Here is a 22526-nt window from a genome sequence, read left to right as displayed (position 1 = left end):
ATCAGACCGCGCCTTCCTGGAGTCCTTGTCGTTCCTGTCGCTCCTGGCGAGCCGCGGCCAGGCGGACCGCGTCCAGGATCTTCTCGTAACCCGTGCAGCGGCAGAGGTTGCCGGAGAGCGCCTCGCGGATGTCCGCGTCGGACGGCTCGCTGTTGCGCTCGAGGAGCTCGTCGGCGGCGACCAGGAGACCGGGGGTGCAGAAGCCGCACTGGACGGCGCCGGCGTCGATGAACGCCCGTTGGATCGGGGCGAGTTCGGTGCCCTCACCGGTCTGCGAGTCGGTGCCCTTGGCGGACCACTGCTGTGCGTCCCGCAGGGAGGTGCCCTCGCCATCGTCGGTGCCGCGACCCCCGTGCGCGGCACGCTGCTCGGCGTGGTCGGCGAGGCCCTCGACCGTCACGACCTCGCGGCCCTCGGCCTGCCCTGCGGCGACGAGACACGAACACACCGGGACGCCGTCGAGACGCACGGTGCAGGAGCCGCACTCGCCCTGCTCACAGGCGTTCTTGGAACCGGGAAGCCCCATGCGCTCGCGCAGCACGTACAGAAGGGACTCGCCCTCCCAGACGTCGTCGACCTCCTGCTGACGGCCGTTGACCGTGATGTTGACGCGCATGGTCACGCAACTCCTTCCGCTCCACGGCCCTTGCCGCCGCGGTACGACTCCCAGGTCCAGCCGAGCGTGCGGCGGGCCATGATGCCCACGGCGTGCTTGCGGTAGCTCGCGGTGCCGCGGACGTCGTCGATCGGGTTGGCGGCGCCGGAGCAGAGCTCCGCGAACTGCTTGGCGATCGACGGGGTGATGATCCTGCCGTTGTCCCAGAACCCGCCCTCTTCGAGCGCGGCGCCCAGGAACTCCTCGGCGGCCTTGGCCCGGATCGGGGTGGGCGCCGCCGAGCCGATGCCGGTGCGCACGGTGCGGGTCTGCGGGTGCAGCGCGATACCGAAGGCGCACACGGCGATCACCATGGCGTTCCGCGTGCCCACCTTGGCGTACTGCTGGGGGCCGTCCGCCTTCTTGATGTGGACGGCCTTGATGAGCTCGTCCGGGGCAAGCGCATTGCGCTTGACGCCGGTGTAGAACTCGTCGATCGGGATCAGGCGCGAACCGCGGACCGACTCGACCTCGACCCGGGCGCCGGCGGCGAGCAGCGCGGGGTGCGCGTCACCGGCCGGCGAGGCGGTGCCGAGGTTGCCGCCGACGCCCCCGCGATTGCGGATCTGCGGCGAGGCCACGGTGTGCGAGGCGAGCGCGAGACCGGGGAGCTCGGCCCGCAGGTTCTCCATGATCTCGGTGTACGGCACGGAGGCGCCCAGCTGGACGGTCTCCTTGTCAACGTGCCACTCCCGGAGTTCGGCGATGCGGCCCAGGTCCAGGAGGTACTGGGGGCGACGGTGGTCGAAGTTGATCTCGACCATCACATCGGTGCCACCCGCAATCGGAACAGCCGTGGGGTGCTCGGCCTTGGCGGCGAGCGCCTCCTCCCAGCCGGCGGGGCGAAGGAAGTCCATGAGCGGCTCTCCTCTCTTCGTGTCGGGTCGTTCGTGGCGGGACGTTCGCCTGGCGCGTTCGCCCAGCGCGTTCGTCCAGAGCGTTCGTTTCGAGTCAGGGGCCCGAAGCCGCTATCGGCCGGGTGCACAGAAGTAGACAGCGCGATCAAGGGGGCGAGGCAGTCACCGATCGCTCAAAGCAGGCTTCTCCGTCGCCTGTGGACGACTGTCCTTTCCCACCGCATCACGACGTTGAACTGCGGCGATCCATGTTCCACAAGTAGCGGTGCGTGAGAGGGTGGCGATCATGCGACTACGCGAACTCCTGGACATCGACGAACTGGGGCTGCTTCTGCTCGTGGGCCAGGGCACCGACGGCGTGCTCGATCGCGCCATACGCGCCGTCCCGACCATCGACCTGGCCGACCCCGGTCGCTTCCTCACCGGCGGTGAACTCGTCCTCACCGAACTCGCCTGGTGGCGGGAGGACGGAGACGCCGAGGGTTTTGTGCGCATCCTCGATCAGGCGGGCGTCGCAGCCCTCGCCGCCGGCGAAGCCGCACACGGACTCGTCCCGGAAGACCTCGTACGCGCCTGCCGACGCCACGGGCTTCCACTCGTAGCCGTGAGACCTGAAACATCGTTCAGCGCGGTCACCGAACACGTCCTGCGCCGTCTGCACGGCGGGCACGCCGGCGACCTCGCCGCCGTGGTCGAACGCCACCGACGGCTCCTCATGGACCAGAATGCTCCGGACTCCATACTGGAGCTCCTGCGGCACAGCCTCGGCTTGGACGTGCGCGTTCTGTCCCCGACTGGACGTCAGATCGCCGGGCCCCGCCCTCCGCTGCATGCCAAGACGGCGGTGGCACTGGCCGGGAGGTATCTCGCCGCGCGCCGCTCGTGCGAGGCGGCTCCCCACCGGGTCACATTCGGGGATCGGCTCTACTCTCTCGTGCCGGTACACGCCGCCGGGCCGTCGACCGCGGCGGAGCCCGCCGCCGAGTTGGGTGACTGGCTGCTGGTCGTGGAGGCCGACACGTCAACCTGGCCCGCGACAGATGTGGAACTCCTCGACCGGATCGTCGAACTGGCCGCTGACGCGCGATCCGCACACGACCAGGCGAAGGTGGCGCTGAACGACCTGGCCCGTCAACTCCTCGACCTGCTGCACAGCCGCGTTCCACCCGACGAGATCCCCGTCCGGCTGAGCAGCACCGCGCAGGCCGTCGTCAGCCAGAAGGACACCTGGCAGCGCTGCCAGTTCGTGGTCGCCAGGGGAGGGTGGCACGGAACCTGCCCCATCCCCGCCTCGGCCCTGCGCGTACTCCTGGAGGAGGCCCTGATCCAACAGGACGGCCCGGTGCCGGTCTCGCCGCAAGACATCGCCGCCACCGTCGACGACGAACACGCCGTACTCTTCGTGCTGGTCCCCGAGCCCACCGACGCGCTCCCCGAACCGGTCCTCGACTGCGCTGCCCTCCAGCGGAGACTCGCCGCGGCGCTCGGGCGCTGGCTCGGCCCGACGGGCCGCCTCTCCATCGGTGTCAGCTCTCCGGTGGAAGCGGCCGGGAGCGCACGCCGAGCGCTCGACGAGGCCCGCACCGCCCTGCGGGTCGCCGATGGCGGCCCGGAACGAGTGACCGTACGCGGCCCCGACGACCTCACCTCGCACATCCTGTCGCTGCTGCCCCTCATCCCGGCCGAGACCCGGCAAGCCTTCGCCGCCCGCCTACTCGGCCCCCTGCGCGACCACGACAGCCGCCACCAGACCGATCTCCTGCCCACGCTGGAGAGGTTCCTGGAGTGTGACGGGTCCTGGACCAAATGCGCCGCCCAACTCCACCTGCACGTCAACTCGTTGCGCCACCGCGTCGCCCGCATCGAGCAGCTCACCGGCCGGGACCTGGCCCGGCTCGAGACCAGACTGGACTTCCTTGCGGCCCTGAGGGCCGGCTGAGACTGGCCGATCGCCGCGGTCGTACTCGCCGTGTTCGCCGTAAGGCTCCGCGACGTGTGAGCCACCGCGCGGAATCCATGGGGTCCGCGCCGGACTTGGTTGCTTCGAGCCCCCTGTATGGCTCGGATTCGCTGCTGGACAGCGGAATTTACTTGGGTCATACATCGTTCACGGGATGCTCCTCCCCGGACGTTCCATGAGTGGACGTAGGGGGGACTTTCGGGCGGTCCGCCAGGCGGGCCGCCCGACCGTGAACAATGCGGGGGCACAAGGGTGTTGGTCGGAGAACGTATGCGAACCCTTCGCCTGGAGCGCGGCTGGTCGCTGTCGCGGCTGTCGGAACTGGTCCACTACAGCAAGGGCTATCTCAGCCGCGTCGAGAACGGGTCCCGTATGCCGTCGCTCGAACTGGCCCGGCTGTGCGACCACACGATGGGCACGGACGGCGAGCTGGCCCGGCTGCTGACGACGGACGGACCGCTGGAACCGGTCAGGCGGCCGGAGGCCGTCGAAGGTACGGAAGGCGCCGGGGCGCCGGCCCCGCCCGCGCGGCCCGTACCGGCACAGCTCCCCGCCGTCGGCCAGATGTGGGGGCGGCACGGGGAACTCGCCCGCGTCGAGGCGTTCCTTGCCCGCCAACGAGGGCCCGCCGTCATCGCGCTGGACGGGATAGGCGGCGTCGGCAAGACCACCTTCGCCGTCTCCCTCGCCCGCAGCCTGAGCCCCTCCTACCCCGACGGAGCGCAATTCGCGGACCTCCAGACCCACGGCCCCGCCGGTCTCCCCGCCGTACCCGGCGACGTCGCCGCCGGGCTGCTGCGCACCCTCGGACCCCTGACCGCAGGCGCCTCGGTCGACCCCTCCGAGCGGACGGCACTGCTGCGCAGCGCCCTGGCCGAGCGCCGGGTCATCGTGCTGCTCGACGACGCCGACTCGGTGGCGCAGGTGGCCCCGCTGCTGCCCGCCGCCGGGAGCAGCCTGTTCCTGGTGACCAGCCGCCGGCGGATGGCCGGGCTGAGCGTCCGGCACGGCGCGCTGCGCCTGAGCCTGGACGCGCTGGCCACCGACGAGGCCGTGCTCCTGCTGCGCCGGGAGCTCGGCCGGCGCGCGGCTCCCGCCGCCGAGAACGGGCAGGACGCGGCGGACACACCCGCCGGGTCCGACGACGCCGACGAGGTGCTGGCGGTCATCGCCCAGCGGTGCGCCTACCTCCCGCTGGCCCTGCAGATCGCCGCCGAGCGCATGACCGAGCAAGGGCTGGCCTCCGCCCCCGCGCTGGCCGCCGAACTGGGCCGGGCCCGTACCCGGCGGCGGCGAGATCCTTCGCCTGGCCACGCTGAAAAGGCTCACTGTCCCCGATAGGGCCGGACTGCTCTTGTGGTGCCGGGCGATCCGCCGGTGGGCGGTGAGCCCGGCTCACGACTACGGGTGCGCCTTGAGGCACGGCCGTCAGGCGGTCGGGGGGATCCGTAGTGATCTGATGAGTTGGGTCAGTTCCTCGCGGAAGAGCTTGCCCGGGTCGAGTGTCTGATTCCCGAGGTGGCCGTAGACCTCCAGCGACACCAGGCCGTGCAGGTGACTCCAGATGCGCAGGGCGAGAGCAACGCCTGCCGGGGGCAGCGCCGGGAAGGCCGGGCGGACCTTGGCGAGCAGGTCGGCGTCGAAGTCGGACCATCGGAAGTCGCTGTCGGCGTAGCGGGATTCGGCGTGCGGCCAGGCTTCGGCGGCCAGGGCGGTAATGCCGGTGCAGACGCGGTGGGCCGCGTCGGGGGCGGCGCCGCCTTCAGGCGCCCTGTAGCCGGGGACAGGGTCGCCGTAGATGAGGCGGAAGCCTTCGGGGTGGGTCAGGGCCCAATCCCTGAACGCGGTTGCCCATGCCTTGATCCTGGTGGCCGGGTCCGCGGTGGGTGCGGTATTCCATGCGTTGTCGACCGTGTCGGCCAGCGAGGTGTACACGTCGTGGATCAGTGCTGTGACCAGGTCGTCGCGGGTGGCGAAGTAGCCGTAGATGGCGTTGGCGGTCATGCCCATCTCGCGGGCGATGGCCCGCAGGGTGATCGCGTCCGGTCCGCCCGAGGTCATGAGGGCGAGCGCGACCTTCTTGATTTCGGCGGTTGTCTCGGCGCGCAGCCGCTCGCGGCGTCCTGTGATCGTTCCCACCGCACTACTGTACAGCGTGCTTGCACTGAGCGCCGTACAGTAAGTTCACGCCGTATAGTTTTCTGAGCGCCGTGCATAACCGCCGTTACGGCAAGACAACTGGGGAGAGTCAGTGCACATCGGAGTCATCGGAGCCACAGGCAGCATCGGCAGCCGAGTCGTCGTCGAAGCCCTTGGCCGCGGCCATCAGGTGACGGCCCTCAGTCGTGACGCCGGACAGGTCGAGGAGCCGCGCGAGAACATCGTTTGGAACAGCGTCGACGTCCTCGATGCCGGCAGCATCGCCGCGGTCCTCCCAGGGCTGGACGTGCTGATCAGTGCGTTCCAGCCCGGCAACGGCGCCAAGGACATCGCCGACGTGGTGGCCCGCTCGATCGCCGACCCCACCGTGTATGCCACCGCCGCGCGAGCCCTGCTGAAAGCACTGGAAAGCCACCCGAGGACCCGCTTGATCGTCATCGGCGGTGCCGGCAGCCTGGAGATCGAACCGGGTCTCGTGCGGGCGGACTGCGACGCACTCCTGCACGAGACCCTCGACGAGATCGGCCTGCCGCGGGAGTACTCCGCCGCCGTACGGGGTCACCGCGACGCCCTGAACGTACTGCGGACATCGAACCGGCTGTGGACCTACTTCAGTCCCGCAGAGGACATCGCCCCCGGCGAACGCACGGCCCGCTTCCGCATGGGCGGCGACCAGCCGGTCCTGGATGCCGAGGGACGCAGCCGCATCTCCATGGAGGACGCGGCCGTTGCTCTGATCGACGAAGCCGAACTGCCTCGCTTCGTCCAGCGCCGCTTCACCATCGGCTATTGAGCCGACGCGGGCGGACCCTCGCGACTGATGCGTACCCGGCGCCTCCTGAGATGCGCCACGGTCGGGGCAGGCGGGGCTCGATCATGGGGCTGCGTCTGCGGGTGGGGGAGTGGTCGATACGGTGACCGGCACACCCACCCGCCCACCCCATGCCATTCCCGTCACCCGCCGTTGGGCGAGTCCTGGTTGCGGACGAGGTGGGTGAGTACGGTGCGCGCGGCGTCGCCGGGGTCCTGGTCATGTCCGAGTGGCAGCGCTCCGCTGGTCCACAGGGCGGCGAAGCCGTGAGCGACGGACCAGGCTGCCAGCTTGGCATGCGCCGCGTCGCCGTCGCCGGCGAGGTGGGCGACGGCTTCGGCCAGGGCTTCGTCGGCGCGCCGGCGGGCTGCCGCCACTTCGGGTTCGTCGGGGTGGTAGAGGCCGGGCTGGAACATCACCTCGAAGCAGGCGCGGTGGTCAACAGCGAACCGTACGTAGGCGACGCCTGCCTCCAGCAGGTCATCTCCGGCGGCGCGTACCGCGTCGGCCAGCAGGTCGTAGCCGCGGGCGGCGAGCGCGGTGAGCAGGCCGGCCTTGTCGCCGAAGTGGTGCGTGGGGGCGGCGTGGGAGACGCCTGCGCGGCGGGCGAGGTCGCGCAGGCTCAGCGCCGAAGGGCCGTTTTCCTCGATGGCCTTGGTCGCGGCGGCCAGAAGGGTGTCGCGGAGATTGCCGTGGTGGTAGGGCCGGTCGGTCATGCACCCCATTCTATCTTGTCGTTGACAAGTTCCCTCGGTCTGGGCAATCTTGGCGGCGTCAAGTTCGTGTCGGGGGAGCCCCCGGCGCGTGACGAGGGGGACTTCTATGCAGCCTTTGATCGCTCTCATCTCCGGCTTCCTGCTTTCCCGGTTGGCCGGGTTGGCTGGTGTCACAGCTCTCGACGGCTGGCAGCCCGCCCTGCGCGTAGGGCTGGCCGCGATGTTCCTGCTGACCGCGTTCGCCCACTTCTTCCCCGCACTGCGTGCCCGCCTCGTGGAGATGGTCCCGCCCCGCATACCACGGCCCGAAATGCTGGTCACCGTAACGGGAGTGCTGGAAGCGGCTGGTGCGATAGGGGTGCTGGTACCCGCGACGGCGCCCTGGGCGGCGGCGGGCCTGCTGCTGATGCTGCTGGCGATGTTCCCCGCCAACGTGTCGGCCGCCCGACGCGGGCTTGCCCACGCCACTCGGCTGGGACCCCGTACCGCCCTTCAGGCGGGCTTCGTCACCGCGGCAACGCTGGCCATAGTGTGATCGGCCGCACGCCACAGGCCGGACCCCGGCCCACGCGGCCCGTCAGCTCCGGGCCGCGTGCCGGTGACGGGTCAGGCGCGCAGGTAGCGCAACAGGACGGTACGGGAATCGAGCACCCGGGACCCTTCCAACCGCAGCCCGATGCGCTGATCGCCGTCGCGGAAGACCGGTTTGCCGCCCCCGAGGATCACCGGGTGCACGACGATCTGGTATTCGTCGATGAGGTCGCGCGCGGTCAGGGCGGCCGCGAGTTCCGAACCGCCGACCAGCAGCAGGGTCTTGCCGGAGTTCCTGAGGGTGGTCAGCTGCTCGGCGTAGTCCTCCCTGAGGATCCGGGTGTTCCACCCCGCCTCCTTCAGCGTGCGGGACACCACCACCTTCGGAGTGCTCCGCCACACCGGGGCGAACCTGAGGTCGTGCTCGTCATGGGAGAGCTCCTCGGCCCGAGGCCAGTAGCCCGCCATCAGCTCCCACACCTTCCGTCCGTACAAGAAGGCGTCGGCTCTGCCGGTCAGGTCGTGCGAGTAGTCCGACAACTCGCCTCCCATGGCCGGCCAGTCGAACTCACCCTTGGGTCCTTCGATGTAACCGTCCGCCGACTGGTGAACGAAGTGAATGATCCTGCCGGGTGCAGGCATCGTGACAACCCCTTCCAATAAGGCCACCCCTCTGCGGGGGCGGACGCGCAAAGTGCCGCGCCCAGCCTGCTCCGCGGGAGACAAGCCGAACAAGATCCTTCTTCTAAAGCGTGCTTTACCCCAGCTGAACGATGACGGCACCCCGACGATTCGACACCTTGGCCGCGCGCCCACCGGCCAATGGAGGCGGCCCCATGCTCGAACGCATCGAACTGCAGGCATTCCTCACGCTGGCCGAAGAGCTGCACTTCGGCCGCACCGCACAACGCCTGGGCGTGTCGCCGGGCCGTATCAGCCAGACCATCAAGCACCTGGAGAAGCGCATAGGCGCACCCCTTTTCGAGCGGACCAGCCGCAATGTGCGGCTCACCGACATCGGCCGCACACTCCACGAAGAGCTGCGCCCTGCCGCCGAGCGGATCGCCCGCGCCCTCGACGACGCCCGCGAGGCGGCCCGGGGCTTCGCCGGGCCGCTGCGGGTCGGATTCTCCGCACCGTGGTGCGGGGAACTGGTGATGCGCACTGCGGACGCCTTCCGCACCAGGCACCCTGCCTGCGACGTGCACGTCCGGGAAATACAGCTCAACGACCCCCTCGGTCCGCTCCGCAAACGGACCGTCGACTTGCAACTCACCGAGTTCCCGATCCGTGAACCCGACGTAGCCACCGGCCCGGTGATCTACCGCCAACCCCGGGCGCTTCTCGTTCCGGCCACGCATCCCTTTGCCGCACGAGGCCGCGTCAGCGTCGAGGACCTGGCCGACAGCACCCTCGTCGCCGTTGCCGGAGACATCCCCGCCTACTGGCTGGACCACCACTTCCCCCGGCGCACACCCAAGGGCCGTCACATCCCGCACGCCGCACCGGTCACCTACTGGCAGGAGGCCCTTTCACACGTGGCGACCGGCCGCGGCGTCTCGCCCCTCGCAGACCGCGCACAGGAGTACTTCAGCTACCCCGGTACCGCCTTCGTTGCCCTGCCCGACATGCCGCCCATCGAATACGGGCTGCTGTGGCCGGCTGAATCCCGCAACCCTCTCGCGCAGGCGTTCCTCCAGAGCCTGCACAGCCGAGCACTCCGAGAAGCGACCACCACCTGACCGGCACCGCAGCACCCCAGCCGCATGCCCCTTGGACGAGCTTCTGGACCTGGTGCCGGCTTCCACGCCAGGAACCGCACGACCAGCTCCACTCCGTTGGGCGCCGGGCCGATCCACGCACCGGACGCCTCGTTCGCACCCTCACGGCTCGTGCGGTTACTCGCCGAGCGCGGCTCGCACCGCCGTGAGACTCTCGACCAGCAGCACGGAGCCGGCCTGGGCAACCACCCCGCGACCGCCACTCTCGACACGGACACGCGGGTAGGACCCGCTACTTTTCTTCACCTGGTTGCGGGTCCGACGCAGGTCGCAGAGCCTGGCCCCGACGTCGGCCGGGGTCCGGTGCGCCGTCGTGCGAGGCCGGCTGGAGCGGTCGTGCAGCCCGGACTCGCCTTCGGCCCGCCACCGCCGCATCCATTCGTGGGCCGTGGCCCGCGATATACCCGTCTCGGCGGCCACGTGTGCGACCGGGCGGCCCCGATGCGACCCGTTCGACCAGCAGGCGCCTACCGAAGACGGTCAGCCGGGCATGGGGCGTCAGACGGGCCGGACGCGGCGGCGAATCCTGCCGATCTCCGGATTCCTCGCCAGCTCCGGGTAACGCGAGCAGAGCTCATCGAGGAGGTCCCGCAGAAACGCGGCCGTCGCAGAGCGGAATTCCTGGTAGGAGACGGTTCCAGAGGGCCCCCGCTCCTCCCGGATCCGTACCTCATCACCCTTGCGGGTGATGAGGTACTCGCCCGCTCCCTCGGCTGCGGAGTAGCGCCGCTTGGTCTCCTCCCGCAGATCCTCCGCGATGCAGAACAGCACGTACGCGGTGTCCAGAACGGGCCCTGGTCCGCTGAAGTCGGCGCCTCCGACCCGGAACGTCAGCTCTCCCCAGAACGTCTCGTACGTCAAGTCATAGAGGTCGGCTGCCGCGAGCTTCCTCCGCAGCTCGGGCGTGTCCTCGCCGTCGACGATGCCATCCACCCGGCCGGCGAGTTCCATCACCTGAACTCCTCTCCGTAGCTTCTTCTCGTGTCCGAATGGGCGGCTCTGCGGCGTCCCCCGGACAGTACAGAGGCGGCCCGTGGCGGCCGCGTGATCCCGACATCCGGTCCTCACCTGGCTCAGCAGGTCCCGGCGCAGCGCTCGAAAGACACTCGGAGGGGAAGGAGGCTCGAACGTATCACCACCGATGGCCCGTCCGGATGCACAAGGTCCGCCAGCGGTATCCGTCCGCTCACGAGCACCGTTTCATCTGGCGCGGCCCCGCATCAGGCGTCCAGCGGCCGCGGCCCTCCTGCTGGGGCAGAAGGTCTGGTGGCCGACCGCCAGTGACTGCCCAGTGAGTCACCAGCCCAGTCCGGCCCGGCGGGGCTTCGGTTCGCAGCGTCCAACCGCGAGCCTGGCTCCTCGGGCTTCGCCTGGGCGGCGAGTAAGCACGCGACCTGACATCGCGCTGGAGGTCACGCTCGGCAAATGGCAGGAGCTCCCGCTCCGCGCAGCCCACACCGTCGGCCTCACCCGGGCGCTTCCAGAACGCCGCCGGCACCATCGGCACGCCCGGGATCGACCGCCCGGGACACTGGGCGCACTGCGGCGGGACCGGCGAGACCCGCCCCCTGTGGGGCCGCCGAGAGCCGGGCAAGCCCAAGGGGGCCTGGGTAAGCCTCCCCGAACGGCGGCTTGCCCAGGTATCCGATCGGCGATGGGCTGGCTTGCCCAGCGCCGAACACGCCGGCCGGGGCGCATGAGGAGACGGTGCGGAGCTTCGAGACGGGGGAGACGGTCGCAGGGCGCGACGTGCACCGCTCCGGACGGGTGTGGAGCGAGCAGGCGTTACGGGTCGCCGCCGACACGGGCGAGGCGCTGGTGACCGCCTGCGCGCCGGGAGCGGAGGCCCGCTGGCCCGCCCTGTATGCCAAGGCCCGCGCCGACGGCGATCGGTCGATGTGCACCGAGGTGTTCCGGGCGGGGCGCCGGCTGCGGAACTGGTACATCGACTTCGAGCGCCCCACCGTCCGCACGGCCGCAGGGTTCGACACTTTCGACCTGACCGTCGACCTCGTCATCGACCCCGGCCTGGAGCGACGGCTCGGCATCGTCACCGACGCCGAGCACCCGGCGGTGGATCGCGCCCGAGGCCGCCGCGGACCCCGCCCTAGAAGGGTTCAGCGGCCCGCAGGAGGCCTTGCGGAAGGTAGGGGGATTCGACGCGGATGTCCCAGCCGCGGCGGCGGGCGTGGCAGGCCAGGGCGAGGATGTCGAGGTTGCAGGACGCATCCGGATCGTCGGCGCGGTCGGCGACCTGGTAGTAGTCGCGGTGGGCTTCGAGCGCGTCGGCCAGGGCGAGGTTGAAGCTCTCCTCGTCGCCCTCCACCAGTTGCGACAGCAGTACGGCCGGCGGCATGGCGAAGCCCCAGTCCCTGGCCTTCTCGGCCTGCTGCAGCGCGCGCTGCGCGGCCGGTTCGGGGTCGGTGCCCTTCAGGTAGGCGTGAAGGGCTTCGCGGTACGCGCTGAAGGCGGAGCCGTCCGGGCGGGCGAAGGCAGGGCCGGTGAGGACCAGCGGGGCGAGGTCCTCGCGTGCGCCGGTGATAAGGGCGAACGCAGTGGCCTTCTGCCAGTTGTGGGCGCCGGCTTCCTCCTTCCGCTCGGCCGGGTAGCGCAGCGTGCGGCCGTCGATGGTTACCTCGGCCTCGGTGCCCGGCTCCGCCAGCGCGATGCGGAACAGGGCCGCCCCGATGCGAGAGGCCAGCCGAAGGGTTGCGAGCTGGGCGTCCGTGACGTCGCCAGGGTTCCCCGCCCGCCACTGGAAGAGGCGCTCCTGATCACCCATGGCGCTGCCGAGACGCCAGACAGCGAGGAGCTTTCCGTCGACGGGGGTGAACGCCTCTTGCAAGTCCTCCTCGTACATGGCCTCGATCCGCGTAAGCCCGTCCCGCTCACAGGCGGGCCGTTCCACCACCAGCGGGCCCGCGGCAAGCGCGGCCACCGCGTCCGGCCGCCGGTCCCGGCCGAACCCAGCGACCCGCGGGCCTCGGCTCTCGAAGCCGGTGATCAGGGCGTGCGGGAGATAGCCGGTGCGGACGGCCGGTGCCCAGCCCAGCGTCCGGTACGCGAGCGCGGCGAGAGCGATGGGGACAAGCGGGAGCAGAGTGCTCGGAGAGGCCGTGGGGCCCTGCAGGGCGGCGTGCCTGGCCAGGAGGTCGGCGAGCGCGGCATCGAACGCCTCCCCGTCCTGGACGACCAGGGCGCGCAGCGCGTGGAGCGCCGCGCTGTCCGTCCGGTCCAGGAATGGCTCGCTGATCTCCTCGGCGCGGGTACGGATGCGGCCCAGGGCCGCGTCAATGGCGGCGAGCTTGGCCTGCGCGCTCGGCGGGTACTCCTCGTCGTCGCCGGTGTCGTCCAGGACCACGGCCGTCAATCCTGTGGCGAGTTCGCCGAGGGGCGTTCCCTGCGCCTGCTCGGCGAACTTCTCCCGGGCGAAGTGGAAGGCCTCGCCGTGCCACTTGGCTTTGTCCCTGAGGACCGACAGGCAGAGCGCGTCGATCCATTCCCCGGGCGTGACGCTCTCCTCGGGGGCATCCTCACCCGGGTCGTAGCTCATGCCGAAGTTCACGTACTCCAGGAAGACCTGGAAGCTGCAGTGCGGGTGGTACGCCGCGTAAGCGACGGCGCCGGCCGCGGCTTCGGAGGCGTCCTTGAGGGCGGACTTGGCCTCTGGGGTGTCGAGGTCGGGTGTCTCGACGGAGAGGGCGCCCAGGTAGTCGAGGAACTCGTCGGCGATCGACTGCCATTCGTAGGTGGCCATGCGCCCGGCCCGCGACATGGACCGTACCTGACCCCCGATCCGGTTCGTGAAGTCCTCGCGCGCTGCCGACATGACGGGTCCGCCCACCTGGTGACGCTCTATCCGCACTGCCCTGCTCTTTGATCGAATCTCTGCGGACAGCCTAGTCGCGGGATCTGACAGGCCAGCCCGGCACGGGCTGTAGCCGGGCTCACCGAGGGACTCGGCGGGTGCGTCAGCGGCGGTGGTGCGGCCAGCCCGATGAGGTGGATGGCGGTGCGACTGCAATGCCGCGCTGGGGCTCGGCTCAACGAGCACCCCCACTGCCCGGAAGTGGTGATCCGCGTCGCGGTGACCGTTGTTGGCCGCGCGCCAGGGCCGGGAACGCCGCGCCGTGCCTTACTCCTCGATGAGGCCCCCGATCATTGGCGCGGGGAGGGCCAATCCGATCCGGAGTCAGATCTGCTCCACCGCAGTGATTGAGGGGGCTGCCGATGGGCAGTCCGGCAAACCGACGCGGAGGCGGCGGACGGCGCGGTGGAGAGGTGGTGCGGTATTCGTCACCGGACCTTCCGCTGCTGCGGGGCCTCCGGCGTCACCACGGTCGGCGGGTGGCAGCAGCTCCACCGGCTCCAGGTCGCGGGTCGGGAACCGTTCCGCCGGATCCTGCGTGAGCTCTTGATGGGCAGTCGGCTGATGGAGGGGATCTGATGAGAACGCGGACGATGGTGAGCGTGGCGGTTTCGGCATGCGTGGCGCTGGTGGCGTGCGGATGCGGTCCGGAGAAAGCGAAGGAGAACGCTGACGCGAAGCCTTCGCAGCCGTCCGCGTCCACACCGGCGAAAGTGCCGTCGGGCACGCCGTCCGCGTCCGCCGGAACCGAGAAGCCGTCGGCCGCTGTGACCGGTAACCAGCCCGCGCCCAGGACGAAGGAGCGCGCGATCCAGCGGTACGAGCAGTACCTCCACGGCCTCGGGCGTGAGGACATCGGCACGGTCTGCGAAGTGGCCGGGCCCGGCGCGAAGAAGGCAGAGGACCAGGGATTCGGTCCGTGCACGTCGACGTACGTGATCGTGTTCCAGATGATCTCACCCGCGCAGAAGAAGGCCCTGCAGACCGCGACGGTAGATCCGCAGCGCGTCCCCGTGCGCACCCTCGACAAGATCGAGATGCCGCTCGAAGCGGTCAGGTCCTCCGTCACCTTCTCCGAGGAAGACCTGGGCAGCTACACGCTGGAGTACCTCAAGAACGACTACTACGTCACCGACGGAAAGTGACCCTCCGTACGCGGAGACCCTTGCGGCAGAAGCGGATTCGTTGGCGATCGGACCAAGGGTCTGGATACGGGCGCGCTGACCTGTTCGAGAGCCGTGACGACACCGCAGCGAGGTCCAGTTCGTGCCGGGGGGCAGGACGCGGTCCCGGAGGAGGAGTTCCGGACGCCGGGAGGACGGGGTGGTCTGGGGCGCCGGGCGGGGATGGCGGTTACAGGGCTGGACGGGCGGCTGGTGGTCCGCGACAGCTCGGGCCTGGTTCCGTCGGCGGACGCCGGGCGGGGGAAGTGGTCGCGGGCGGTGGTGGAGGCTACGTACCCGGCGGCGCTGCGGGGCCCGGTGGGTGCGGGGCGGGCGGCGGACCGGGCTGACGCAGGCCCTCGGCGTCCCGTTGCCGCTGCGCCGGCCGAGCGCCAGAACTCCGCTGTCGCCGCCCCGCCCGCCGGCTGATCACGAACCCGATCCGGCAGGATGCCGTCCCCCGGCCGCGGTCAGAAGGCGTTGCGCCGCCGAAGGCCGAACGTACGGCCGTCCGGGTCGATGAGGAGCCGGTGCAGCGGCATGGTGAAGCGGCGGGCGGCGTACGAGAGGTCGGGCGGACGGTAGGCACGCAGTCGGCCGGGCGGTTTCGGGCCGCGGCGGCCGCCCTCGTGCCAGGCGTCCAGCGCGGCAGCGCTCGCGGCGAACGCCTCGAAGGCCCGTAGCGGGTCGCACAGCGGGTCCGGGCCGCCGGGGGCGTCGGGCTCGGGGACGTCGAGGTGCTCGCGGGAGAGTTCCAGCCGCAGCTCCCTCGCGAAGCGGCGGGCGCCGTCACCCAGCCCGGCGGGATCGGCGGGCGCGCGGGCATCCACGTCGTCGTCCAGGACAGCGCAGTTGAGTTCCGAGTCGTGGGTCCAGGACCGGAGGTTGATGTTGTCGGATCCGATCGTGGCCCACACGTCGTCGACGTCGCACACCTTGGCGTGCACGTACACAGGAGTGCCGGCGCGGTTCTCCAGCCCGTAGACCGCCACCCGTCCGCCGCCCGCCTCGCGCAGTTTGTCCAGCGCCTTGACCCGTCCGACCAGGTTCATGGGCAGGGACAGCCGGCCGTCCTGGTCGGGCACGGTGGGTATCACGGCGATCAGGCGGAGTTCGGAGTTCTCGCGCAGCGCGCGGGCGAAGCACTCCACCACCTCGGGGGACCAGAGGTACTGGTCCTCCAGGTAGATGAGCCGCCTGGCCCGCTTCAGCGCCTTGAGGTAGCTGCGCGCGACGCTGCGCTCCCCGTCCGGCGCGAAGGGGTAGCCGTGCAGCAGCCGGTTCGGATAGGTGCGCAGTACCTGCACGGTGTGGTGGCCGCAGGGCGGGGGGTCGGGGAGTTGCGGCGGGATGGGATCCGCGTAGGTGTCCTCCCCGTTGATGAGCTCCCGCAGCTTGACGAGCGGGCTGCGGCTCAGCGCGGCCGGGTCCTCCCAGCGTTCGCGGAAGCCCGCCTCGATGTCACCGACGGCCGGTCCCCGGACGGCCAGTTGGACGTCGTGCCAAGGTGGTCGGGGACCGTAGGCGGCCGCCAAGGGCATCGCCTGCGGATCCCCGTCGTGCGAGGCGTCGTCGTTGCGGCTGTGGCACAGGTCGATCCCGCCGACGTAGGCCACGTCCAGGGCGGGGCGGCCGCGGTGGCGCAGGACGACCAGCTTCTGGTGGTGGCTTCCTCCGGGGCGGACCCGCATGTCGAGCAGGCATTCACCACCCGCCGCCTCGATCTCCTCCCCGAGGTGCCGGTTCTCGCTCTCGCTGAACCGCAATCCGTCCAGGTGGGAGCGCCAGATGAGGCCCTTGACGATCACGCCGCGCGAGGCCGCCCCCGCCAGCACGGCGCCGATCTCCGTACCCTCGCCGTCGAGCCGTTCGTCGGGGTCGCCGCGCCAGTCCGTGAAGAGGACGAGGTCTCCCCGGCGCTGGGCCCGGATGTTCCGCAGGAGCTCCGCGAAGTACGTGGAGCCGTGCACGAGCGGTCGCGCCTCGTTGCCGCGGGTCCAGGCGGCGCCGTCGGGGTGGCGTCTGTCCACCCGCGTGGCGGTGTTCCCGCGTTCACCAGCGGTGAGCATCCAGTCACTGCGTCGCATTTTTGGTGCCTCCCTGGACCGGCTACCCGCCCGGCGCGGTTTCAGGCACCGTGTTCCGGGTGCGTGGCGGCGCCGCGTCCGCCGCCGTGCCGCCCGCGCCCGCCCCGGCACCGGGTGCGGCCCCGTCCGCGCCTGCTCCCGCTCCGGAGCCGGCCGTGGCCCCGGTTCCCGGTCGGCAGCATGCCCATTCCGACGCCACAGGGCGTCAAACGGCTCGACGACCTCGCCACCTCGTGATGTTGGTCCAAGCGAACTTACAGATACTGCCCCGTCTCCTTGTCCCCGAAGATCCATCGGTCCTTCCTCGTCGGGATCAGGCTTGCCTCAGGGCCTGGACAACTCCCGCCGGCGTTCACTTGAGCCCAGCCGATCCCCCGCTGGGCGAGCATGTCATCCGCTGGTTACCAGGGGATGTGGGTGTGGATGGTTTTGCCGCCGTCGGGTGTCGGCTCGATGCGTACGTCGGTGGTGAGGTGGTTGATCAGGATCCATCCCCATCCGCCGGTGCCGTCGGTGTGGGGTAGGCGCGGCTGAGGCGGGTCGGGGTTGGTATCGGCGACGGCGATGTGGATGTGGTCGCCGTGCAGGGCGAGGTGGAGCGTGCAGGGGCCGTCGGTGTGCCGGATCGCGTTCGAGACGAGTTCACCGACGACCAGGAGCGCGATGTCGGCGCTTCCTGGGTGGGTGGGGGGCCGGACGTGGGCGGCGTTGGCGAGGAAGGCGCGGGTCGCCTCACGTGCTGACGCGGCGGCTTCACCGGCAGGCGGCAGCCTCTGATCGAGCACGGGCGCTTTCATGGGACCTCCTTCCGTCTTGGGTGCCCGTCGTAGTGCGCCTGCCCCATCGGGCGGCCCCGACGCGGGTAGGCCCGCGCTGGGAGTGGCGCAGCACCTGCGCGGGCCCGGGACCGCCTGCTTGGAACGGAGGGTCTGGCTGGCTGCCGGCACGTGGGTCTTCTCCGCGCGGGGCAATTGCCTGGGTTGCTTCGGCGGGCCGTGCATCGGGGGGATCGTTTCCCCGGTGAATTGAGCCACCCACTCGGGTTGAGTTGGCTGCTCGTGTCATGTCCAGGCACTGGCCGGGCGCGCTACACCCGGCCATGTGATCAAGAACCTGATGTGGGGAGGTCCGGCTCGGTTGGGTGCCCGGTGGGCACGGTGACGGTGGCCTACAAGGTGTACGGACACGCTGTACGGACACGCTGTACGGACATGGTGCCGCTGTACTGCGCCGTGGACGTTGCCGTGTTGCCGCTGGTGCGGCCGTCAGTGGATTGGCGGCAGTTCTTCCGGACCGGACGGGCCGCCGTTCACCGCTCGTCGCGCTCGTTCCGGTCCACCCGGGGGAGGACAGGGTGCTGCCGGCGGAGGTGGGTCGGATCGCCGGGGTGGGCCGGGCCGCGGTCGTGAACTGGCGCCGGCCCCTGCCCGGTTTCCCGGACCCGATGGGCGGCACGGAAGCGCATTCGGAGTTCGAGCGGCGTGCGGTGGTCGACTGGCTGGTGGCCCACGACAAGATCGCCGTCCCCACCGGCCTGCCCGCTGCCACGCTCGTGGTGTCCGGCTCCGGTGGTCGTACGCGCACGGTTCGGTTGCCGGACGCGGAAAGCGGTTCCGGGCCCTGGTGGTTGACAGCGACGACCAGCAGTACAGGCGCAGGCCGTTCGCCTGAGCGCGATGGGAACCCTCCTCCTTCCGTGCCACCCATCCGGCTTCCACAAAATGTTGACGCACCTCTATCGGAAAGACCTTCGCCTGACAGACGATTCAGGTACGCTCCCCGCTTTCATCTGACGTCTCGTCGGTGCAGGGGAAGAGTGATCCGACCCGTGTTCGTTGGGAGGCAACACGACATGGACCCGCTCAGCGATCGTCCCGGCACCGCCTCAACCGCCGCACCGGACTTAGCCGCACGCATGTCCGAGCCGTTCCGGACCGAGGTGCGGCTCGCCGACCCGCACGCGGCTGCCACGTCCGCCACCCTTGCGGACCACCCCGTACTTCCGCGGGAGCCCGGAGCGCCCAGCCGTCGCGGCGTTCTGGCCGGCCTGGGGATGGCCGTGGCCGTTCCGTCCGTCCTCGGCGTCGGCCGGACGCAGCCGAGAGGCGGAACGCTGGCAGGGCGGACCACTGTGCTCAGGAACGCCGCGCTCCTGCTCACCATGGACCCCGCGCTCGGTGACGGCCCCCTGGGAACGGTCGAGCACGCGGACGTCCTCATGAAAAACGGCGTCATCGCGGCCGTGGGCAAGCAGCTGCTGACGCCTTCCGGTACGCAGGTGATCGATGCCACCGGCAAGCTGGTGATGCCGGGGTTCGTCGACATCCACACTCACCTGTGGCAGTCGTCAATGCGCGGCGGTTGCGCGGACCGCGACCTCTTCGGGTGGCTAGCCGGCTGCAACCGGGCAACGTTCCCCCGGATCACAGCAGCAGACATGTACCGCTTCGTCCGCCTCGGAGCCCTCGACTCCGTACAGTCCGGCGTGACCACGCTCGTGGACTGGGTGGACGCTATCCCCTACGACACGACGGTCCAGTACGTGCGGGCTCTGGCCGATTCAGGGGTGCGTTTCACCTACGCGATGTTCCAGGCCGAACGGGACGCCGGGCTGATCACGCGGGTGAAGCGGGAACTCATAGAACCGCTTCCGCTTGCCTCGGTGCAGGTCGCCACGCACGCGGCTCGAGCCATCCAGGGCCTCAACCGAGTCCACTGGGAAGTAGCTCAGGACCTCGGCGTCATGCTCAACAGCCACGTCCTCGAACGCACCGAGCAGCGCGCGGACGATCCGATCGGCGTCCTCACGGACATCGGCGCGCTGGGTCCGCGGCTGCTGATGAACCATGCGATCCACCTGACCGACGACGAGATCGCCGCGGTGGCCGCGCACGACGTACGGGTCTCGCACTGCCCGTTGAGCAACATGCGGCTCGCCTCGGGGATCATGCGGCTGCCGGACCTCGGGCGGCGCGGCGTCAAGGTCGGGCTCGGCCAGGACGGCGGCACCAACGACACCTCGGACTTCTTCGCCCTCATGAAGACGGCCATCGGCCTCCAGAGGGTGCGCTCGCTGGAGGTTTCGGTGTTCCCCAAGGTTCACGACGTGCTGCGGGTCGCCACGCTCGGCGGCGCCGAAGCGATCGGCATGGCCGACAAAGTCGGCTCGCTGACACCCGGTAAGCTCGCCGACGTCATCGTGATCGACCCCGCCACGCTCAACTTCGCGCCACGGTTCGACTGGGTCAACCAGATTGTCTTCAACGGCCGCCCGGAGAACGTCCACGCGGTCTTCGTGAATGGTCGGCCGCTCAAGCTCGACGGCCGCCTCGTCGACGTCGACCCCGACCGCATCGTACGGGAAGCGGAAGCGGCAGCGACCCGGCTCCGGGCCGGCTCCTGATGCCCTCCTTGGATGATGGTGGCCACCGGGTTGTAGATGACGTACACGAAGGCGGCGACTCCCAGCCAGACCACGTTCGGCAGTATTGAGCCCCGGAGAACAGTGATGAAGCTGACGGGCATTAGGCCGTCCGGCAGCACCCGTCCGTTCCACCGTTCGATGTGGTTGCGCGTCACACGGTGCTTGTTGGGCATGCCCTGATCAGATCACCCTCGCGCTGGTTTGCGGGGGTGCCGTCAGAAGCCGGGCTGCCAGGGTGCGGGGGTTCCCAGCGAGCCGCTGTCCGCCGGCGGGGAGAGCTTCGAGGGAGCGTTCCGCGACGCCCACCGCGCTGGGGTAAAGCAGAAGGGCCCGGATCCTTGTGGATCCGGGCCCTTCTGTTCAGTAGCGGGGACAGGATTTGAACCTGCGACCTCTGGATTATGAGCCCAGCGAGCTACCGAACTGCTCCACCCCGCGTCGGTAAACCTCACCTTACGGCACTGCAGCACCGCCTTTTACCGTCTTGGCCCTGCTCGGGGCTCTGGCCGTCCGGCGATGGAGATGAGTTGGATGTGCGCATGGTGGCGGGTAGAGCTGCCCGTCGACGGCCCGCCTGACAGGCAGTGGTTCGCTGGGTTCACACGGCATCATGCGGCCCACCTCATCCCGATCGCGTCCAGCTGCGCGATCCGATCGTCGCTCAGTGACATTCTCCGTGTGCGGGAGGGCGGGCAGTCCCCGCTCGTCGACGCTGATGGTTTCGACGTGTTTGCGGGGGACGGTGAGGTGGCCTTCCCGCTGGTAGAACTGGGCGGCTGCCGCCAGGTTGATCTTCCATTTGTCGGCCTGGCTGGTCCGCCCCAGGGCCCGGACTTTCTCCCGCTCGCTCGCCGGCTCCAATTCGAGGATGCTCTCCAGCAGCCACTGCTGCCCGGGCGCGAGGGTGTCCCAGCCGAAGCGCTGCGCTTTGACCCACTGCCCAAGGTCTTCGCCCTGGACGACAACATCGCCCGGCTCCACCGGCATTCGGCCGCCGGCTTCGACATGACGTCGCACGAGGTGAAGCAGCGCTGCCACGCGACGGGCCAGACCGGCCACCAGGGTGGCGGCGTGGCGGTGGGCGGCCGGCTCGGGCCTGGTTCCGCCGGCGGGCGCCGGCCGAGGGGAGTGGCCGCGGGCGGTGGTGGAGGTCGTCGATCCGGAGGCGGTCCGCGCGGCTCTGCGGGACCCGGTGGGTGCGGGGTGGGCGGCGGATCGGCTGACGGAGGCCGTGGGGGTCCCGCTCCCGATGTGCCGGCCGAGGGTGACCGCCTCGGCGGTCGGCCGCCTTGTCCGAGCCGGGCTCCTCGTCTACCTCGGCGGTGACGTCGAGTCCCCCGATGCTCGCCCGGACCAGGTGGCCGCCGTCGGCCGCCGCCGCGACCTCGTGGGCGGGGGCAGCAACACCGGTTCCGCCCACGACTCTGGACTGCTGTGAGCGCCCCTTGACCGGCTTCGACAACGGATGGACCGCCTGAGCCGAATACAAAGCGCAGACAGAATAGCAAAAGGGCGGCGAGGAAGCGCCGCCCTTTTGTATCCCTATTGCGTGCCTGATCGACAGCCCTGCGGGCTGGTTAGCGGACTAGCTACAGCCCCCGCTGAATCTGCGCCTCGTCGATCTGCTGTTCCTTCTTCGTTTGCTCGTCCTTGATGATGTACTTCACGGGGGATGACTCGTTCTGGACCCTCTGGATCTGGCCCGTGTGCTTCTGCTTGTCCGGCCCCGTGTACTGCACTCGGTCGCCCTGGTTGTATTCCATCGCTGTCTCCACTTCTCGAAGTTGACCTCATGGACGGGCTGGCCTTTTTGAAGCGTGGCCTCACCCCGCCGCGTGCCCGCTTCCAAACGCGGGTCGCGTTGTACAGAAAACCGTGAATCGTGCCCGTCAGCCACCGCTGACGGCCGAATGAGGGAACGCAACTTCTACCAAGCCGCCGGAGCGACTGACCGGCAAGCACCAGCTGAGTTCTAGCCGCCGGTCCCCGCCCGGAGCAGGCCCAGCAGGTGGGCGAGCACCTCGCCTCAGCCGCCCGCGGGCGGCCTTGGGAGGGTGTGCGGTTCGCGACGTGGGGGAGCCGTGACGTCCTGGACGTGGTGTGGGTCCGCCCGGCGCTGGTGGCGGAGGTCGGCGCCGAGCAGCTGCTCGTCCTCGGACGCTACGACCAAGACGGTCGGCTCCGCGCGGTCGGCCGCGCCACGCCCCTGAAGCCGGACGCGGCCCGCCGGCTCGCCGACCACCTCACCGCCGCCGGCTCCGACCATCCGTGGACCGGCGTACGGTTCGCCGCCGCCTGGGGCAGCCGCGAACCCCTCGACCCGATCCTCGTCGTCCCCGAGCTGGTCGCCGAAGTCAGCGCGGACACCGCCATCGACCGAGGAGCATGGCGGCACCCACCCCCGCGCTTCGTACGACCGCGCCTGGACGTCACCGTGGCCGACGTCCCGGGATTCGGGGAAGGCGCGCAGCCCTCCAGCGGTTGACCTGCCGCAGCCCGCGATGGCGCGGGCT

General features: G+C 70.2%; 20 protein-coding genes, 1 tRNA gene and 1 pseudogene. 9 read left to right on the top strand and 13 right to left on the bottom strand.

What is annotated here, in order from left to right; all coding sequences use genetic code 11:
- Position 1: 1 nt before the first annotated feature.
- Together ACWDYJ_RS18815 and ACWDYJ_RS18810 are read right to left on the bottom strand one after the other, a co-directional pair.
- The gene (locus ACWDYJ_RS18815; protein ID WP_451566678.1) at positions 2-616 is read right to left on the bottom strand and encodes a (2Fe-2S)-binding protein; all 615 of its coding nucleotides are present in this window, start codon (positions 614-616) and stop codon (positions 2-4) included.
- Positions 617-618: 2 nt separating this feature from the next.
- A complete protein-coding gene (locus ACWDYJ_RS18810; protein WP_451566677.1) occupies positions 619-1512 on the bottom strand; it encodes an FAD binding domain-containing protein in 894 nt (297 codons plus the stop codon).
- A gap of 286 nt (positions 1513-1798) precedes the next feature.
- Here ACWDYJ_RS18810 and ACWDYJ_RS18805 point away from each other — a divergent pair, with 286 nt between their 5' ends.
- Both ACWDYJ_RS18805 and ACWDYJ_RS18800 read left to right on the top strand, forming a co-directional pair.
- Positions 1799-3451, top strand: coding sequence for a PucR family transcriptional regulator (locus ACWDYJ_RS18805; RefSeq protein WP_451566676.1), 1653 nt, complete (start codon positions 1799-1801; stop codon positions 3449-3451).
- 291 nt (positions 3452-3742) lie between these two features.
- The gene (locus ACWDYJ_RS18800) at positions 3743-4813 is read left to right on the top strand and encodes a helix-turn-helix domain-containing protein (RefSeq protein ID WP_451566675.1); all 1071 of its coding nucleotides are present in this window, start codon (positions 3743-3745) and stop codon (positions 4811-4813) included.
- Between the two features lie 87 nt (positions 4814-4900).
- On the opposite strand, the gene ACWDYJ_RS18795 is transcribed toward ACWDYJ_RS18800, so the two are convergent.
- Positions 4901-5611 carry a TetR/AcrR family transcriptional regulator gene (locus ACWDYJ_RS18795; RefSeq protein ID WP_451566674.1) on the bottom strand — a complete coding sequence of 237 codons (711 nt, stop codon included), beginning with the start codon at positions 5609-5611 and terminating at the stop codon, positions 4901-4903.
- 112 nt (positions 5612-5723) lie between these two features.
- On the opposite strand from ACWDYJ_RS18795, the gene ACWDYJ_RS18790 reads away from it, so the two are divergent.
- Positions 5724-6425 (top strand): NAD(P)-dependent oxidoreductase, encoded by a 702-nt coding sequence (locus tag ACWDYJ_RS18790; RefSeq protein ID WP_451566673.1) that lies wholly within the window; start codon positions 5724-5726, stop codon positions 6423-6425.
- A gap of 161 nt (positions 6426-6586) precedes the next feature.
- Here ACWDYJ_RS18790 and ACWDYJ_RS18785 read toward each other — a convergent pair whose 3' ends face one another.
- Positions 6587-7159 carry a TetR/AcrR family transcriptional regulator gene (locus ACWDYJ_RS18785; protein ID WP_451566672.1) on the bottom strand — a complete coding sequence of 191 codons (573 nt, stop codon included), beginning with the start codon at positions 7157-7159 and terminating at the stop codon, positions 6587-6589.
- Between the two features lie 106 nt (positions 7160-7265).
- Here ACWDYJ_RS18785 and ACWDYJ_RS18780 point away from each other — a divergent pair, with 106 nt between their 5' ends.
- On the top strand, positions 7266-7694 hold the full coding sequence (locus ACWDYJ_RS18780) for a DoxX family protein (protein ID WP_451566671.1): 429 nt from the start codon (positions 7266-7268) through the stop codon (positions 7692-7694).
- A gap of 71 nt (positions 7695-7765) precedes the next feature.
- Here the strand turns inward: ACWDYJ_RS18780 and ACWDYJ_RS18775 are convergent, their stop codons facing one another.
- The gene (locus ACWDYJ_RS18775; RefSeq protein WP_451566670.1) at positions 7766-8332 is read right to left on the bottom strand and encodes a dihydrofolate reductase family protein; all 567 of its coding nucleotides are present in this window, start codon (positions 8330-8332) and stop codon (positions 7766-7768) included.
- Positions 8333-8526: 194 nt separating this feature from the next.
- On the opposite strand from ACWDYJ_RS18775, the gene ACWDYJ_RS18770 reads away from it, so the two are divergent.
- Entirely contained in the window at positions 8527-9432 is a 906-nt protein-coding gene (locus ACWDYJ_RS18770) for a LysR family transcriptional regulator (protein ID WP_451566669.1), read from the top strand.
- 291 nt (positions 9433-9723) lie between these two features.
- Here the strand turns inward: ACWDYJ_RS18770 and ACWDYJ_RS18765 are convergent.
- The 3 genes and pseudogenes from ACWDYJ_RS18765 to ACWDYJ_RS18755 form a co-directional block, all read right to left on the bottom strand.
- Positions 9724-9973: pseudogene (locus ACWDYJ_RS18765) on the bottom strand (helix-turn-helix domain-containing protein); the annotation flags it as partial.
- Positions 9970-10422, bottom strand: a complete 453-nt coding sequence (locus tag ACWDYJ_RS18760) for a hypothetical protein (RefSeq protein ID WP_451566668.1) — start codon at positions 10420-10422, stop codon at positions 9970-9972. The pseudogene ACWDYJ_RS18765 and the gene ACWDYJ_RS18760, both read right to left, overlap by 4 nt.
- A gap of 1156 nt (positions 10423-11578) precedes the next feature.
- Positions 11579-13300 (bottom strand): immunity 49 family protein, encoded by a 1722-nt coding sequence (locus ACWDYJ_RS18755; protein ID WP_451566667.1) that lies wholly within the window; start codon positions 13298-13300, stop codon positions 11579-11581.
- 806 nt (positions 13301-14106) lie between these two features.
- On the opposite strand from ACWDYJ_RS18755, the gene ACWDYJ_RS18750 reads away from it, so the two are divergent.
- Positions 14107-14484, top strand: coding sequence for a hypothetical protein (locus ACWDYJ_RS18750; RefSeq protein WP_451566666.1), 378 nt, complete (start codon positions 14107-14109; stop codon positions 14482-14484).
- Positions 14485-14972: 488 nt separating this feature from the next.
- Here the strand turns inward: ACWDYJ_RS18750 and ACWDYJ_RS18745 are convergent, their stop codons facing one another.
- Entirely contained in the window at positions 14973-16589 is a 1617-nt protein-coding gene (locus ACWDYJ_RS18745) for a phospholipase D family protein (RefSeq protein WP_451566665.1), read from the bottom strand.
- Positions 16590-16990: 401 nt separating this feature from the next.
- Positions 16991-17386, bottom strand: coding sequence for an ATP-binding protein (locus tag ACWDYJ_RS18740; protein ID WP_451566664.1), 396 nt, complete (start codon positions 17384-17386; stop codon positions 16991-16993).
- 557 nt (positions 17387-17943) lie between these two features.
- Between ACWDYJ_RS18740 and ACWDYJ_RS18735 the strand changes: the two genes are divergently transcribed.
- Positions 17944-19992 carry an amidohydrolase family protein gene (locus tag ACWDYJ_RS18735; protein ID WP_451566663.1) on the top strand — a complete coding sequence of 683 codons (2049 nt, stop codon included), beginning with the start codon at positions 17944-17946 and terminating at the stop codon, positions 19990-19992.
- Between the two features lie 385 nt (positions 19993-20377).
- On the opposite strand, the gene ACWDYJ_RS18730 is transcribed toward ACWDYJ_RS18735, so the two are convergent.
- A tRNA-Met gene (locus ACWDYJ_RS18730) sits at positions 20378-20451 on the bottom strand.
- A 15-nt stretch (positions 20452-20466) separates the two neighbouring features.
- Positions 20467-21051, bottom strand: a complete 585-nt coding sequence (locus tag ACWDYJ_RS18725) for a hypothetical protein (protein WP_451566662.1) — start codon at positions 21049-21051, stop codon at positions 20467-20469.
- Between the two features lie 103 nt (positions 21052-21154).
- On the opposite strand from ACWDYJ_RS18725, the gene ACWDYJ_RS18720 reads away from it, so the two are divergent.
- Complete coding sequence (locus ACWDYJ_RS18720) at positions 21155-21451, top strand: hypothetical protein (RefSeq protein ID WP_451566661.1); 297 nt, start codon at positions 21155-21157, stop codon at positions 21449-21451.
- 151 nt (positions 21452-21602) lie between these two features.
- Here ACWDYJ_RS18720 and ACWDYJ_RS18715 read toward each other — a convergent pair whose 3' ends face one another.
- Positions 21603-21776: a hypothetical protein gene (locus ACWDYJ_RS18715; RefSeq protein WP_451566660.1), complete on the bottom strand. Its 174-nt coding sequence runs from the start codon at positions 21774-21776 to the stop codon at positions 21603-21605.
- Positions 21777-22069: 293 nt separating this feature from the next.
- Here ACWDYJ_RS18715 and ACWDYJ_RS18710 point away from each other — a divergent pair, with 293 nt between their 5' ends.
- Positions 22070-22498 carry a hypothetical protein gene (locus ACWDYJ_RS18710; RefSeq protein ID WP_451566659.1) on the top strand — a complete coding sequence of 143 codons (429 nt, stop codon included), beginning with the start codon at positions 22070-22072 and terminating at the stop codon, positions 22496-22498.
- Positions 22499-22526: the final 28 nt, after the last annotated feature.

This window comes from Streptomyces sp. NPDC003042, from assembly GCF_053591315.1.
This window is presented reverse-complemented; position numbering and strand designations above follow the sequence as displayed.

What these genes read in the sequence shown, in the direction of transcription:
- ACWDYJ_RS18780 (WP_451566671.1), top strand. Translation starts at nt 7,266, where the DNA reads ATGCAGCCTTTGATCGCTCTCATCTCCGGCTTCCTGCTTTCCCGGTTG.
- ACWDYJ_RS18715 (WP_451566660.1), bottom strand. Translation starts at nt 21,776, where the DNA reads ATGGAATACAACCAGGGCGACCGAGTGCAGTACACGGGGCCGGACAAG.
- ACWDYJ_RS18770 (WP_451566669.1), top strand. Translation starts at nt 8,527, where the DNA reads ATGCTCGAACGCATCGAACTGCAGGCATTCCTCACGCTGGCCGAAGAG.
- ACWDYJ_RS18810 (WP_451566677.1), bottom strand. Translation starts at nt 1,512, where the DNA reads ATGGACTTCCTTCGCCCCGCCGGCTGGGAGGAGGCGCTCGCCGCCAAG.
- ACWDYJ_RS18785 (WP_451566672.1), bottom strand. Translation starts at nt 7,159, where the DNA reads ATGACCGACCGGCCCTACCACCACGGCAATCTCCGCGACACCCTTCTG.
- ACWDYJ_RS18745 (WP_451566665.1), bottom strand. Translation starts at nt 16,589, where the DNA reads ATGCGACGCAGTGACTGGATGCTCACCGCTGGTGAACGCGGGAACACC.
- ACWDYJ_RS18800 (WP_451566675.1), top strand. Translation starts at nt 3,743, where the DNA reads ATGCGAACCCTTCGCCTGGAGCGCGGCTGGTCGCTGTCGCGGCTGTCG.
- ACWDYJ_RS18805 (WP_451566676.1), top strand. Translation starts at nt 1,799, where the DNA reads ATGCGACTACGCGAACTCCTGGACATCGACGAACTGGGGCTGCTTCTG.
- ACWDYJ_RS18775 (WP_451566670.1), bottom strand. Translation starts at nt 8,332, where the DNA reads ATGCCTGCACCCGGCAGGATCATTCACTTCGTTCACCAGTCGGCGGAC.
- ACWDYJ_RS18740 (WP_451566664.1), bottom strand. Translation starts at nt 17,386, where the DNA reads ATGAAAGCGCCCGTGCTCGATCAGAGGCTGCCGCCTGCCGGTGAAGCC.
- ACWDYJ_RS18760 (WP_451566668.1), bottom strand. Translation starts at nt 10,422, where the DNA reads ATGGAACTCGCCGGCCGGGTGGATGGCATCGTCGACGGCGAGGACACG.
- ACWDYJ_RS18755 (WP_451566667.1), bottom strand. Translation starts at nt 13,300, where the DNA reads ATGTCGGCAGCGCGCGAGGACTTCACGAACCGGATCGGGGGTCAGGTA.
- ACWDYJ_RS18815 (WP_451566678.1), bottom strand. Translation starts at nt 616, where the DNA reads ATGCGCGTCAACATCACGGTCAACGGCCGTCAGCAGGAGGTCGACGAC.